This is a genomic window from Lwoffella lincolnii (assembly GCF_002014765.1).
Classification (GTDB): domain Bacteria; phylum Pseudomonadota; class Gammaproteobacteria; order Pseudomonadales; family Moraxellaceae; genus Psychrobacter; species Psychrobacter lincolnii.
Genome location: NZ_MUYT01000001.1, coordinates 72,456 through 86,259, shown reverse-complemented (window position 1 = coordinate 86,259; position 13,804 = coordinate 72,456). Strand labels below are relative to the sequence as shown.

The 13,804-nt window shown below is 43.9% G+C and carries 14 protein-coding genes and 1 pseudogene; 7 read left to right on the top strand and 8 right to left on the bottom strand.

The features are described 5' to 3' along the window. The first annotated feature begins 5 nt into the window (after nt 1-5). From B0682_RS00430 to B0682_RS00415, 4 genes are all read left to right on the top strand, one after another. Entirely contained in the window at nt 6-1,223 is a 1,218-nt protein-coding gene (locus B0682_RS00430; protein WP_205760080.1) for a cytochrome b, read from the top strand. Next, a complete protein-coding gene (locus B0682_RS00425; protein WP_078306138.1) occupies nt 1,223-1,951 on the top strand; it encodes a cytochrome c1 in 729 nt (242 codons plus the stop codon). Before B0682_RS00430 ends, B0682_RS00425 begins: the two co-directional genes overlap by 1 nt. A 192-nt stretch (nt 1,952-2,143) precedes the next feature. Beyond that, nucleotides 2,144-2,761, top strand: coding sequence for a glutathione S-transferase N-terminal domain-containing protein (locus tag B0682_RS00420; protein ID WP_078306137.1), 618 nt, complete (start codon nt 2,144-2,146; stop codon nt 2,759-2,761). Nucleotides 2,762-2,816: 55 nt separating this feature from the next. Further along, nucleotides 2,817-3,248 carry a ClpXP protease specificity-enhancing factor gene (locus B0682_RS00415; protein ID WP_078306136.1) on the top strand — a complete coding sequence of 144 codons (432 nt, stop codon included), beginning with the start codon at nt 2,817-2,819 and terminating at the stop codon, nt 3,246-3,248. A 132-nt stretch (nt 3,249-3,380) separates the two neighbouring features. Here the strand turns inward: B0682_RS00415 and B0682_RS00410 are convergent, their stop codons facing one another. The 3 genes and pseudogenes from B0682_RS00410 to B0682_RS00400 form a co-directional block, all read right to left on the bottom strand. Next, nucleotides 3,381-3,668: a polyhydroxyalkanoic acid system family protein gene (locus B0682_RS00410; protein ID WP_078306135.1), complete on the bottom strand. Its 288-nt coding sequence runs from the start codon at nt 3,666-3,668 to the stop codon at nt 3,381-3,383. Between the two features lie 104 nt (nt 3,669-3,772). Next, entirely contained in the window at nt 3,773-4,348 is a 576-nt protein-coding gene (gene dcd / locus B0682_RS00405; RefSeq protein WP_078306134.1) for a dCTP deaminase, read from the bottom strand. 163 nt (nt 4,349-4,511) lie between these two features. Beyond that, nucleotides 4,512-5,423, bottom strand: a pseudogene (locus B0682_RS00400) (Mrp/NBP35 family ATP-binding protein); the annotation flags it as partial. A 281-nt stretch (nt 5,424-5,704) separates the two neighbouring features. Here B0682_RS00400 and ilvA point away from each other — a divergent pair. The 3 genes from ilvA to murB all read left to right on the top strand — a co-directional run bounded on the left by ilvA (nt 5,705) and on the right by murB (nt 8,974). Beyond that, nucleotides 5,705-7,258 (top strand): threonine ammonia-lyase, biosynthetic, encoded by a 1,554-nt coding sequence (gene ilvA, locus B0682_RS00395; RefSeq protein ID WP_078306132.1) that lies wholly within the window; start codon nt 5,705-5,707, stop codon nt 7,256-7,258. A 108-nt stretch (nt 7,259-7,366) separates the two neighbouring features. Continuing rightward, entirely contained in the window at nt 7,367-7,780 is a 414-nt protein-coding gene (locus tag B0682_RS00390; RefSeq protein WP_078306131.1) for an RNA-binding S4 domain-containing protein, read from the top strand. Nucleotides 7,781-7,924: 144 nt separating this feature from the next. Next, on the top strand, nt 7,925-8,974 hold the full coding sequence (gene murB, locus B0682_RS00385) for a UDP-N-acetylmuramate dehydrogenase (protein ID WP_078306130.1): 1,050 nt from the start codon (nt 7,925-7,927) through the stop codon (nt 8,972-8,974). An 82-nt stretch (nt 8,975-9,056) separates the two neighbouring features. On the opposite strand, the gene gspM is transcribed toward murB, so the two are convergent. The 5 genes from gspM to B0682_RS00360 form a co-directional block, all read right to left on the bottom strand. Then, nucleotides 9,057-9,587, bottom strand: coding sequence for a type II secretion system protein GspM (gspM, locus tag B0682_RS00380; protein WP_078306129.1), 531 nt, complete (start codon nt 9,585-9,587; stop codon nt 9,057-9,059). A 51-nt stretch (nt 9,588-9,638) separates the two neighbouring features. Continuing rightward, nucleotides 9,639-11,084, bottom strand: a complete 1,446-nt coding sequence (locus tag B0682_RS00375; protein WP_078306128.1) for a type II secretion system protein L — start codon at nt 11,082-11,084, stop codon at nt 9,639-9,641. 35 nt (nt 11,085-11,119) lie between these two features. After that, nucleotides 11,120-11,620, bottom strand: coding sequence for a phosphohistidine phosphatase SixA (sixA, locus tag B0682_RS00370; RefSeq protein ID WP_078306127.1), 501 nt, complete (start codon nt 11,618-11,620; stop codon nt 11,120-11,122). Nucleotides 11,621-11,816: 196 nt separating this feature from the next. After that, entirely contained in the window at nt 11,817-13,049 is a 1,233-nt protein-coding gene (locus B0682_RS00365) for an NAD(P)H-dependent glycerol-3-phosphate dehydrogenase (RefSeq protein ID WP_078306126.1), read from the bottom strand. Between the two features lie 148 nt (nt 13,050-13,197). Continuing rightward, the gene (locus B0682_RS00360; RefSeq protein WP_078306125.1) at nt 13,198-13,764 is read right to left on the bottom strand and encodes a nitroreductase family protein; all 567 of its coding nucleotides are present in this window, start codon (nt 13,762-13,764) and stop codon (nt 13,198-13,200) included. Between the last annotated feature and the right edge of the window lie 40 nt (nt 13,765-13,804).

The window sequence follows — 13,804 nt, the reverse complement described above, 5'->3', positions numbered from 1 at the left end:
AATTAATGCAATGGGTGGACGCCAGATTTCCTGCAACTGAAACCTATGAATACCACATGTCAAAGTACTATGCACCAAAGAACTTTAATTTTTGGTACTTTTTTGGTGTGTTGTCCATGGTGGTACTGGTCAACCAACTGGTAACTGGTATTTGGTTAACCATGATGTTTAACCCCAGTGCTGAAGGTGCGTTTGCATCTGTTGAGTATATCATGCGTGATGTCAAAGGAGGCTGGCTTATTCGCTACATGCACTCCACTGGGGCATCTGCTTTTTTTGTGGTGGTCTATTTGCACATGTTCCGTGGTCTGCTCTATGGCTCTTATAAGAAGCCTCGTGAGCTGATTTGGCTTATTGGCATGGCGATTTATCTGTGCCTGATGGCAGAGGGTTTTTTCGGCTATCTATTGCCTTGGGGTAACATGTCATTTTGGGGTGCTCAAGTCATCTTAAATTTGCCTGCTGCCATTCCTTTTATTGGTGATGCACTGGGCGAATGGGTCAAAGGTGACTACATCATCTCTGGCATTACCCTAAACCGTTTCTTTGCTTTGCATGTGGTTGCCATTCCATTAATTTTGGTGGCTTTGGTGTTTGTTCATTTGGTGGCACTACACCATGTTGGATCAAACAACCCTGATGGCATTGACATCAAAAAACTCAAAGACAAAAACGGCGTACCACTTGACGGTGTGCCATTTCACCCCTATTACACCGTGCATGATTTGGTGGGTATCGTGGTGTTCTTTATGGTGTTCTTCTCAGTGGTGTTTTTCTTCCCAGAAGGAGGCGGTTATTTCCTTGAGCCACCAAACTTTGAGGTCGCCAATCCTCTTAAAACCCCAGAACACATTGCCCCTGTTTGGTATTACACACCATTTTATGCCATGTTACGTGCCACACCGTCCATGTTTGGCTCAGCCTTACCAGGGGTGATTGTCATGGGGGCATCAATTGCCATCTTGTTTGTATTACCCTGGCTTGACCGCTCACCTGTTCGTTCAATCCGTTATAAAGGCACACTGTCTAAGATTGCGTTGGCGGTGTTTACCATCAGCTTTTTGATATTGGGCTATTTGGGTGCAACCTCTGCAACACCAACAGCAACCTTGGTGGCTCGAGTCTGTACTGTCTTGTATTTCTTGTTCTTCTTGTTAATGCCGATTTATACCGCCATTGAGAAGTGTAAACAACCACCTGAACGTGTCACTGGAGGTCACTAATGAAAACGGTCATTCAATCATTATCTGGTCTTGGTTTGTCTGTCAGTGTGGCGGTGGCATTGGGTATGGCATCTGTGCCTGCTCAAGCAGGGGGTGGTCATGGTTGTGGCACATTCAAAAGTGCCGATGGTCATGAAGAAATCTTAGAGTGTAGCAAAGCACCCATTAACTTTGAAAACAAAGGCTCGCTACAACGTGGTGCAACCATGTTTATGAACTATTGTGCTGGGTGTCATACCGCTCAATATGTGCGTCATTCACGCATCGCCAAAGACTTAGAGATTCCGCCAGAGCTGGTAGAAAAATACTTAATGGTTACCACTGACCAGATTGGTAATCACATCACCGCTGGCATTGACCCAGAGTTACAGTCGGATTGGTTTGGAGCACCGCCACCAGACTTATCGTTAGAAAATCGCCTAAGGGGTGATGATTGGGTTTATACCTACCTATTGAGCTTCTATGAAGACCCTAGCCGTCCTTGGGGAGCAAACAACTTGGTATTGCCCAATGCTGCCATGCCACATGTGCTACATAATCTAGAGCAAGAGCTTGGTCAAGAAGAATATCGCTCACGAGTGGGTGATTTGGTCAACTTTATGGCATGGATGGGTGAGCCTGTCCGTCATGATCGTAAAATCATCGGTGCGTTTGTTCTGCTGTTCTTATTGGTGTTGTTAATCCCTGTTTATCTGCTCAATAAAGAATTTTGGAAAGACGTTAAATAAGTGCCTGCTGTTTGCCAGGTGATGACTTCAGCCAGATAAAATCAATCAGATAAAAAGGAGCATTGAGTTGAATGCTCCTTTTTTTATTGGCAAAACGATTGACTTTTATTGGCAAAACGATTGACCATCATCTTTACCAGTGATGGCAAGCTTTGCTATCATGGCAGAATATGCCTAACTTTGAGAGCGGTCATGTCACAAGCCAAGTCAATGAGCAAAAATCATTTATTATTATACGGTGATGACGGTTATGACAGTCATGTGGTACGCTATCTGCTTGCCATTAAAAATGTGGAGTATGGCCACAGCTACCTAAAAAGTGAACGCCCCGAAGACTTAATTCAGCTCAACCCTTATGGCACATTACCGACATTGATACATGGACAATTTACTTTTTATGAGCTGACGGTGATATTTGAGTATTTAGAAGAGCGATATGTGCAGCCAAAATTATTGCCTTACTCTGCTCAGCAACGGGCCCAAGTCAGACAATTGGCATGGCGTATACAAAAAGACTGGTTGGGGCTAGCCAGACACATTCTACGACATCCAGATAGCTTTGATGCCAAACAATTTGATACGGTCAAAAAAGAGCTGAGCGACTCTTTAGTCACTTTGTCCCCCCTATTTGCTCATCAGCCTTATTTTTTATCTGACAGTTTGGGCTGGTGTGATGTGCTGCTTGCCCCCATGCTGTGGCAACTAAAAGAGCATCAGCTAAAGTTACCCAACGTTTTGGTAAAACCTTTGCTTGCTTATCAGCAACGACTGTTCACTGAACCTGCGTTTGTTGCCAGTTTGGTTTATTGATTGTTAACATATTTAAAACCAACATCTTTAAAATGGATAACAGGAGAACATACAGATGAATGACGAAACCACCTTAACCCCCACTCGCCCTTATATGGTCAGAGCCATTTATCAATGGTTAGAAGACAATTTGTTGACACCGCATATCATGGTGGACACCAGCCATGATAATGTGCAAGTGCCTACTGAACACGTCCGTGATGACCGCATTGTGCTAAACATTGCCAGCCAAGCAGTTGGCAATATGCGTATGGATAATGACTACATTCATTTTAATGCACGTTTTGCTGGAGCATCACGAGAGATATGGATACCCATGCAAGCAGTCATGGGCATTTATGCCAAAGAAAATCAGCAAGGCATGTTCTTTGACCCTACTGAGTATGATGATTATGACCCAAGCTTGGATAATTCGCCTAAGACGGATAAATCTGCCACGCCCAAACCAAAACGAGAAAATAAAGCAGGGTTAAAGATATTAAAGTAAACAACATCATTTAACGAAACAGCACAGTTAAAAATAAATGATTAAAGTCAATCTCTACAAAAAGAGCCAGCAAAAAGGTGGCTCTTATTAAAGGTGGTTTTAGTAAGGTTTTATTAAAGGCAGCAACGGCCATCACACAAAAAACTCATCTAAGCCATTTTCCAGTTCTTGCTTTATCTTGCCTTTGAGCAATCTGGCGGCAAAGCCCAATTCGGCTTTAAAGCGGATTTTTTGCTCATCTAATACCGCATGACCAGCAATGCCACTACGGCTGATGCTGGCGGTATCTTGGCTGTCTCCTTCCACATAATCCACGTCCAAGCCATATTCATCACAGGCTTGTTTGAGCCATTGTTTGGCTTGATGGCGTGCCGTGGCTAAATCCATGTTATGCTGCCTTTCAATTTCGATGTCTGCCATTTGTGGCCACTCCCAATGTTTTGTTAAAGCGGTTTGTTAAAGCGGTTTGTTAAAGCGGTTTATTCAAGCAGTTGATGAAAACAGGTGATGCAAAAATTAAGCGGTCAAGCTCTTGGTAACGTTACCCCTGTCTGACCTTGATATTTACCACCACGGTCTTTATAGCTGATTTGGCACACATCATCAGCATCACTTTGAAAAAACAGCATCTGTGCCACACCTTCTCCTGCATAGATGCGAGCAGGTAGGTTGGTGGTGTTGCTAAATTCTAGGGTAACATGCCCTTCCCATTCTGGCTCAAGCGGAGTAACATTGACGATAATGCCACAGCGTGCGTAGGTAGATTTACCAAGACAAATGGTCAATACATCACGAGGAATTCGAAAATATTCCATGGTACGAGCCAAGGCAAATGAATTGGGAGGAATGATACATTCATCGCCCACAATGTCAATAAAACTATTAGGGTCAAAGTTTTTTGGGTCAACAATGGCAGAATGTACGTTTGTAAATACTTTGAACTCACGGGCACAACGGACATCATAGCCATAACTGGATGTGCCATAACTGATGAGCTTATCCCCTGTGTCATTAAATCGCACTTGCTCTGCTTCAAATGGCTCAATCATGCCATGCCTGCTTGCCATTTGTTGTATCCATCGGTCAGATTTGATTGACATAATGTACCCTTGATTTTTTACAAGTTTTACTTACAAAGTCGCTATTATATCGTCGAATAAAAATAAAATCGAGATAAGACAGACAAGTTAAGGCATACAAACAGTGCGGTAAATGAGCCTAACGCTGTCTTGTGGTTTTATTATTGGCAGACCAACATGCTTATCAAAAAATGCGTGCTGTCGCTTGTTTGGCATATTGTCCAATGCCATTGTCCACTGCTTTGGCAATGTCCATATAAAACACAGCAAAGTCATCTCCTGCCCCATTATTGGCGATGACGCTTGGTAACCCTTTATCTGCCTGCTCACGAATGCCACTGGCTAAAGGCAGTTGCCCAAGTAATGGCACACCGTACTGATTGACAATCTGCTCACCACCGCCTTGACCAAAGATTGCTTCGGTATGCCCACATTGACCACAGGTGTGCAGTGCCATGTTTTCAACCAGCCCCAGCACAGCAATGTCGGTTTTATGAAACAGCTCAATGCCTTTTTGTGCGTCCATTAATGCCACATGTTGGGGTGTGGTTACAATTATGGAAGCAGTCACAGGAATGCGTTGTGCCAATGTCAGCTGGATATCACCTGTTCCAGGTGGTAAGTCAATCAATAGGTAATCAAGGTTTGGCCAATTGGTTTGATGAAACAGTTGCATCAATGCCCCTGTGGCTTTTGGTCCACGCCAAGCAACTGGGGTGGTGTCGCTGTCCAATAAACTGCCAATGGATAATGTTGCCAAACCATGAGCATTTATGGGAACAAATTGCTCGTTTTCGATGTCAGGGTTAATCCCCTCGATACCAAGCATGGTTGGGATAGAAGGCCCATAAATGTCCGCATCTAACACCCCCACTCGATGCCCCATCTTCTGTAGTGCCAATGCTAAATTAACGGTGGTGGTGGATTTGCCCACACCGCCTTTACCTGAAGCCACTGCCACAATATGACGAATGCGTGGGTGTGCTTGTAAATCGCTTTGTTTGGGTGCTGAAGTGGCTTTTGTTGCTGGTTTTGGCTTGGTTTTGCTGTTAGCTAAGCCTACTGTATCAGCTTGCTGGGGGTCTTTTTTAGATTTTAAAAAGCCAAATGCCATAAGATTCCCCTTATGATATGAATTTAAGGATTTTGACCATGATCATGAATCGTGTCATGACCATTGTAACTGATGTTATGCTGACAGTATACTTATCATTCATGTTAAAAGCTTATCAATTTTAAAGCATAAAAACGTTCACACATAAAAACACATGATTGACCTTTTTGTTACTTTTCATTGACTGTCTTAGTCTGTTATCATCGTCTGTCATCATTATCCACTTAGCCATAGTTACCTATCCACCTAGCAGGAAATTTAAGATGTTATCAAAATGGGTTCGAGCCATATTACAAGCAAGCGTCTATGACGTTGCCATTCAAACACCACTTGAGACCGCCCCCAAGCTAAGCCAGCGTTATGATAATCACATTCGCTTTAAACGGGAAGATTTGCAACCTGTTTTTTCTTTTAAACTGCGTGGGGCGTATAACTGCATCAGCCAATTAACGGACGAACAGCGTCAACGTGGCGTAATTTGTGCGTCAGCAGGTAACCACGCTCAAGGTGTGGCATATTCTGCCAAACATTTAAATATTCCCAACGTCATTGTCATGCCAACCACCACACCTGAGATTAAAGTCAATGCGGTTAAAGCATTGGGTGGTAATGTGGTGCTACACGGTGATAGCTTTGATGATGCCAACCGCCATGCCATTGCCATCAGTGAAGCGGACGGCTTAACCTTCATTCCGCCTTATGACAACGCTCAAGTGATTGCAGGTCAAGGGACAATTGGCATGGAGCTTAACCAACAATGGCGAGACATGGATTATGTGTTCATCGCCACAGGTGGCGGTGGTTTGCTGGCTGGTGTGGCGGCATTTTTAGGAGAGGTTGCCCCCCATGTGCAGGTGATTGCCGTTGAACCAGAAGATGCCGCTTGTCTAAAGGCTGCTTTGGAGACAGGCGAACGCATTCGCTTACCACAAGTGGGGTTGTTCGTTGACGGCGTGGCGGTGGCTCAACTTGGTGAATTGCCATTTGAATTGGTCAGATTGCCAAAAAGTGATGGCAGTGGGGTCATTGTTAACCCCAATGTGGTAACTTGTAATAATGATGAAGTGTGTGCTGCCATCAAAGATGTTTTTGAAGAAAACCGTAGCATCGTTGAACCAGCTGGGGCATTGGCAGTGGCTGGCATGAAAAAATACATTCAAGCCCATCAATTACAGGGCAAAAACTGCGTTGCCATCATCTGTGGTGCGAATATGAACTTTGACCGCTTACGCTACATTGCCGAGCGTACTGAAATTGGTGAAAATAAAGAAGCCATATTTGCGGTCACCATTCCTGAACAGACAGGGGCGTTTTTAAACTTTTGTCGTAATTTACATGGACGCAACATCACTGAATTTAACTATCGAGTACGCTCAAGCAATGCCCCAGATTCAAACGAGCTTGCCAGCATCTTTGTTGGTATCGCCCTAAAAGAAGGTGAAAAAGAACGCCAAACCATCGCAAAACAGTTGGTAGATAACGGCTATTTGGCACATGACTTGACCGATGATGAAATTGCCAAAACCCACATTCGCTATCTGATTGGCGGTCATGCTGACGTTGCCAATGAACAGCTGTTTCGAGTGCTGTTCCCAGAGCGTCCAGGGGCATTGTTAAATTTTTTAGAAAAACTGGGCAGTGACTTTAACATCACCCTGTTTCATTATCGCAATCATGGGGCAGCAGATGGTCGAGTACTGGTGGGTTTGCAAGCCACTCAAGACAACTCAAGACAACTGCAAGATGCGTTAAATGACATCGGTTATGACTGTGAACCCATCAATGATAATGTGGGTTATCAGTTGTTTTTAAAATAACAAGTTTTAAAATAACATGTTTTAAGACAACGGTTTTTAAAATAACACTCCTTGCTTTACAATAATGAGCAAATACGATAATCAACCAACAGACAGACCAACAAACATATGAACGACAACACAAACAGCAACACAGATGATAAAGTAAGGATAGACAAATGGCTGTGGGCGGCTCGGTTTTTTCGTACCCGTAGCCTTGCCAAAAAAGCCATCGAAGGGGGCAAGGTGCATATGGGTGGTGGTCGTGTCAAGACCAGCAAAGAAATCAGCATTGGCGATATAATCACCGTGCGTCAAGGCTCTGCCACCACCATGAGCGAAAAAACCGTGGTGGTGCAAGCCTTATCGGCTCAGCGTGGCAGTGCCAGTATCGCACAAACATTGTATGAAGAGACTGCCGAAAGTCGCTCACGGCGTGCCTTTTATGCCGAACAAAGAAAACTTGCCAATCTTGCCAGACCCGACAGCAAACCCAACAAAAAACAACGCCGTGAGTTACATCGGTTAAAATCACACCATTAAATTCACAACGTTAACGCCATCTTATTTTACCATCGCTTAACATTCACCTTACTTATCTTCATTTATCTTTACCTTAATTTCTTTTTTACATTAATTTCTTTTTACCTTAATTCATCTTCACGTTATCGAGCCATCAATATCATCATGCAGATTCTTTATCATCAAGACTTACGCAAAAGAAATACCATGGCATTGGCATGTACTGCCGATAAACTCATCGTTTTAGAACAAGAATCTGACATCACCAGCATCATGCCACAAGTGGCTGATGACACAAATGGGTTTTTGCTGTTATCTGGTGGCAGTAACATCATCTTACCCAAACACCTAACAAAAAGTGTGATTTTACCAAGGTTTTCAGGCATTCATGCGCTAAAAGACGGCGAGTATGGTGTTGATATTGAAGTCATGGCAGGGCATTCTTGGCATGAATTGGTGGTGCAATGCACACAAAACGGCTGGTATGGGTTAGAAAATTTGGCTTTAATCCCCGGTCTGGTGGGAGCAGCCCCTGTACAAAACATTGGTGCATATGGTGTGCAAATCGAAGATTGCCTAACTTATGTGCGTGCGTATCACATTCCCAGTGGTCAATGGCACACTTTAGATAACAAGGCGTGTCAATTTGGTTATCGCAACAGCATATTTAAACAAAATCCCAACACATGGTTGATTAGCCGTGTAGGATTTCGGCTGCATAAAGATGCCACTGACGTTTGTGTGGATTATGGTGATGTCAAAGCGGTTGCCAACCACATTCAAGACATGCCCACTCCCTTAGATGTCATGAATGCTGTCATCAGTATCCGCCAAAGCAAATTACCTGACCCAAAAATCTTGCCAAACTGTGGCAGTTTTTTTCAAAACCCCATCATCAGCCAAGCCGATTATAAACATCTGCTGTCATATTATCCTGACCTACCATGCCATCACGTTCAATCCAGCAACTCTAACGAATCGTTGGTTAAAGTGCCTGCCGCATGGTTGATTGACCATGCTGGTCTGAAAGGCAAAGGCATTTATCCAATATTAATCCATGATAAGCAAGCACTGGTACTCACCAATCACAGTAAAGTTGATGAACCACCTGCCAGCCAAGCGGACATCACTGCCACACAAAACTTAATCATTAGTACCGTCAAGGCAAAGTACGGCATCAGTTTACACCCAGAGCCCATTTGGATAAGCGATTAAACCTTAAACCCAATAAACCCAAACACCGCCAAATATCCATTATTATCCATCATGACTATTTAATGTTAATGGGCTGAGATAGTTAATGGGCTGATATGTTTGCCTGTACCTGCAAAACATGAGTATTGGGGTCTTGACGGATTTGTAGAGCATCAAACACGTACCCTTGCATCTGTAATTGACTGATGGCTTGCGACACGGTGGCTTGGCTGTGGTGTTCAAATGACAGTTGTACGCCATTACCCGCTGTCATTACCTGAGGATTGATGATGCCATGATGGCTCAATAATGACGATACTTGTGTGGATAACGGCTGAGAGTCGCCATCTTGCAACAGTTGACTGGCATCTTGTGGTTTTAGATTGCCTGCTTGCGACCGTAACCAAAAATAATCATTGACTTTATTGGTATAAGCTTGCTGGCTGGCTTGGGCATTGGTGTGTAAGGTCCATGCCCCAAACAACATCATCACCAATAAAAATGCCAACAACACCATCAACGCCATGCGGTCACGGGCGGACAGCTGTTGCCATTTGTTGGTTAAGTCGTACCATGTGTTGGTCAGGTCAAATTTTGGTTTAAGTCGTTTACTGATTCCTGCTGAATTTGCCATAAATCAAATTGCCATTGCATAAAATAAAAAAAGATGCTGTGAACATCACATTTAAGACCCCAGCGTTACCACCAACTGTCCTTGTACTTGGCTGTTAGGAGCAGGCACGGTTGTGTTTGCTTGGGCGGTGGTATTCACCGTGGCATCGCTTACCGTAACATTGCTTACCGTGCCTAAGTTGGCATTCATACCTGCTTGTTGTAAATTTGCCACCAATGTGTCTAAACTTTGGCGATTATTTGCAAGCACAGTCATTTCTATCTGTTCTGGCTGCATATTTAGCACGCTTGCCACCACATCAGACTGTCTTAATAAGGCACTTATCTGTTGCATTTGTGTGCTTGTGGCATCATTTTGTCCAGCGGTATTGATAAGTTTTGGCGATAACTGAGTTTGTAACTGTGTGCGGTTGTTGAGTCGTTCGTTAGGATACCATGCTTGGTATTGCTCACGAATGGCAGTTTGGGTGGCTTGACTGGCGGTACTGTATTGCTGAATTTGCAAGGCATCAACCATCAACTGTAATGCCAATGCCACCATCATCACCATGATGGCAGTCTTAAGATAAGGCGATGCGATGGACGTGCGTTTGATGTGGTAAAAATTTAATGAATGTTGAATGGGCTGTGCCACAGGGGTTAATGTCGCTTGGCTGCCATGCACCGCAATGCCATGATGCAACAGTTGACTGATGCCTTCTTGCCAGCCATGACGGTTGCCCATCTGTTCTACGGTGGTGTGCCATGTCGCATCATCGTCATTAGATGCCATAAGCCCAGAAGAAGAGATGACATACACATTGTCTAATTGTTCATCGTTCACATGGTCGGGTTGTGTTGAATGATTGACATGCGATGTCAGCAAGTCATCATCAACATCAGCCACATCATTATCTTGATTATCTTGATTTGCCAACCACTGTTGTACCATTAATGGCAGATAACCAATCGCCCCACCATGAGACACAGAGCGACGCATCAACAATGTTTGCTTATCAAAATACAGATACACACTTCGCTGTCCCATTTTAGGAATGGGCAGCAACAGATAATCAGGCAACAACGCCACAAGCTTTAATCCAACCAGTTCGGTGGCGTATTGCCACTGCTCAATCTGAGCTTGTGGTAAGGCAAATAACTGATGTAAATTACCCACACTCCATGACTTAATCTGCAACTGTTCAACAGGCGTTAATGTCATCTCTTCAAATAAATACCGCATTCCTGATTCACCCAACTGTTGGCAACGTTTGCTACTTAACCATTGAGGCAGTTGCAACACGCTGGTGGACGGTATGTATAAGCACACATCAGCATTGGGGTGGTCTTTGGCAACCGCTGATAAATTGGCATGGCCATGCCACAGGTCAAGTTTACCTGTTTGTTCTTCTTGATTTTGTTTTTCTTGGTAAAGATAAACATGGCTGGCTGTTTGGTTGGATTGATTGTTATCCATAGCAACAGCATCAAAAAGCGTGGGTATCCATAGGGTAATCATGGGTAAGGTCACTGAACTGATTTAGGGCGTCTGATTTAGGCTTGTTTGGGAATAAAGGCATCGGTTTGCTTGCCAAGTCCTTCTACCAACACAGGCGTGTCAATCACTCGGGCTTCAGCAAGGGCATAGCTGACTGGCGTATCGCCTGTGAGCAATGCCACCAATTTGGCAACAATGGGCATATGACAGACCACCACAATCATTTGCTCACTCTCACTTGTTCCAAAAACATCGCACAATGTTTGTAAAGCGACTTTGGCATCGTCATTAGGCGTGATGTTATCCATGATTTGTAAGGGAGCTTTGATTTGTACAAAAGCATCGATAAACGGTTGTCTGATGATGTCACATGTTTGCTTGGCTCGGTGATAAGGGCTTGAGACAAATAAGGTTGGTAAGCCATATGTTTTGCCATAGTCAGTCAGCCAATGAGCGGTTTGCTCAGCTTGATATTTGCCAAGTTCGGACAGATGACGCTCGCTGTCTGGGTGAGTGTATGCCCCTGCGTCGCCGTGGCGAATTAAGATGATTTTCATTGATTTGCCTTTATTTATGAGTTACCCAATCATAAAACGCTTCAATGGGTATAAAAAAATGACTGCTTTTTCCCTAGAGTAAATTTTACCGTCAATCAGCTGATGCAACAGTGTCTATCCCTGCTTCTTATTCTTTTTTGGTTACTTTTTTGGTTAAAGCACTTTGTATGTCCATTCCTTGACTTCACGCTGTCCTTTACTTTACGTTCTTATGTGGCATGACAAACTCCACATCACTTCTAAAGCCAGATTCCATTAAGTGTAATGCCACCCCTAAGGGGGCTTGGTCTTGATAAATCACGGCATATAATGCTTGAGTAATGGGCATATAGATGCCATCTTTTTTGGCTTTTTGATTAACTTGCTCAATGGTATTGAGACCTTCAGCCGTTTGTCCCAACTTTTTGATGGCATTTTCAAGACTTACCCCCTGTGCCAACAGCTTACCAATACGAAAGTTACGGCTTAATTCTGAACTACAAGTGGCGTATAAATCACCAACACCAGATAACCCCAAAAATGTCAACGGATTTGCCCCCATATGTGCCCCAAATCGGCTCATCTCTGCCAAGGCACGGGTCAGAATCATGGCTTTGGTGTTTTCACCCACATCATAAGTCGCTGCCATGCCCATGGCAATGGCATAGATGTTTTTTAATGCCCCACCCAACTCCACACCACGCACGTCATCACTGGCAAACACCCGAAAAAACGCCGAATGCAATGCCATCTGTACCGCATGACGCAACTGCTCTGACTCGCTGGCGATGACCGTGCCTGATGGCATGTTGTCCATGATTTCTTTGGCAAGGTTAGGTCCACTCATCACCCCATAACTCACTTCAGGCAACTCTTGGGTGATGATGTCGCTCATCAACGCAAAAGTGTCTTTTTCCATGCCTTTGGTTAAAGACACCACCGCTTGCCCTGTGATGTGTGGGGCAATATTTTGTAGCATCTCTCTAAACGCCGAGCTGGGTACTGCCACAAAGATGATGTCTTTGTCCTTAACACTCTCTGCCAAGTTATTGCTGAACTTTAGTGTCTCATCGAGTTGGTGATTAGGCAGATATTTTTTGTTAATGCGGTGTTTTTGCATCTGTTTGACACTGCGTTTATTGCGTACCCATAACGTTGAGTCGCAACCATTTTTTGCTGCCATGTTTGCCATTGCCGTGCCAAAACTGCCTCCACCCAAAAACACCAATCGAAGTGGTGCAACATGGTCATGACTGGTCATCGTCTGTTTGACTGTTTGTTCGCTGGCATCAGTTTGGGCATTTGGTTGTTCTTTATCAATATCCACTGGCAGTTTGGTTTTTTTTCGCATGTCCAATATCTCCGCCAAAAGCTTGCTTGCTTTGTCTTTATTGATGCCAAGCTTGTCTAAATTCTCGCTTAAGTTGGTTGGCAATTGTGGCTTTTTCATGCAATTCCCTTTTTAATCTTAACAGCAATGACATTGATTGTAACAGAAATGATATTGATTATAACATCAGTGGCAATATGACAGTAACAACATAACGATGACGATGAGAAAGCATCATAAGGTATATTGTAAACCAAATTTATGATGGTTATTGACGAAACTCAACAAAATCATCTACCAAAATCACTGCCCGTTCTGGCACATCACCCTGATACGTTCCCACATAAACAAATCCCACCACTTGATTGATGTCATCAACACCAAAAAATGCTTTAACCGCTGGCTCATTGGCAAGCAAGCCTGTCCGCCATACCGTCGCAAAACCTTGAGCATCAAAGGCAAGCAGTAAATTTTGCACGCTGGCAGCACACGCTGCCAACTGCTCCCAATGCGGAACTTTTTCATGGTCTTGGTAGCGGGTAACACACGCCACTATCATGGGGGCTCTTAAGGGCAGATTTTCAGTTTTGCTCAAACTCATCTCATCGGTTTGTCCTTGAGCAATGGCAGCAGTTTTTAACGCTTCACCAAACTGTTTTAACGCATTGCCTGCTAGGACAACAAAACGATACGGATTGAGCGATTTATGGTCAGGGGCAGACATGGCAACTTCAATGGCTTGCTCAACTTGTTTGCGAGTGGGGGCAGGGGCAATCAAATTGCCGATGGAACGGCGAGATTTGATAAAGTCTAAAATATCGGTGCTGGTTGGCATGTGGTGTTCCTTTGGATAAGTGATGTTTTGGGTAATCGAT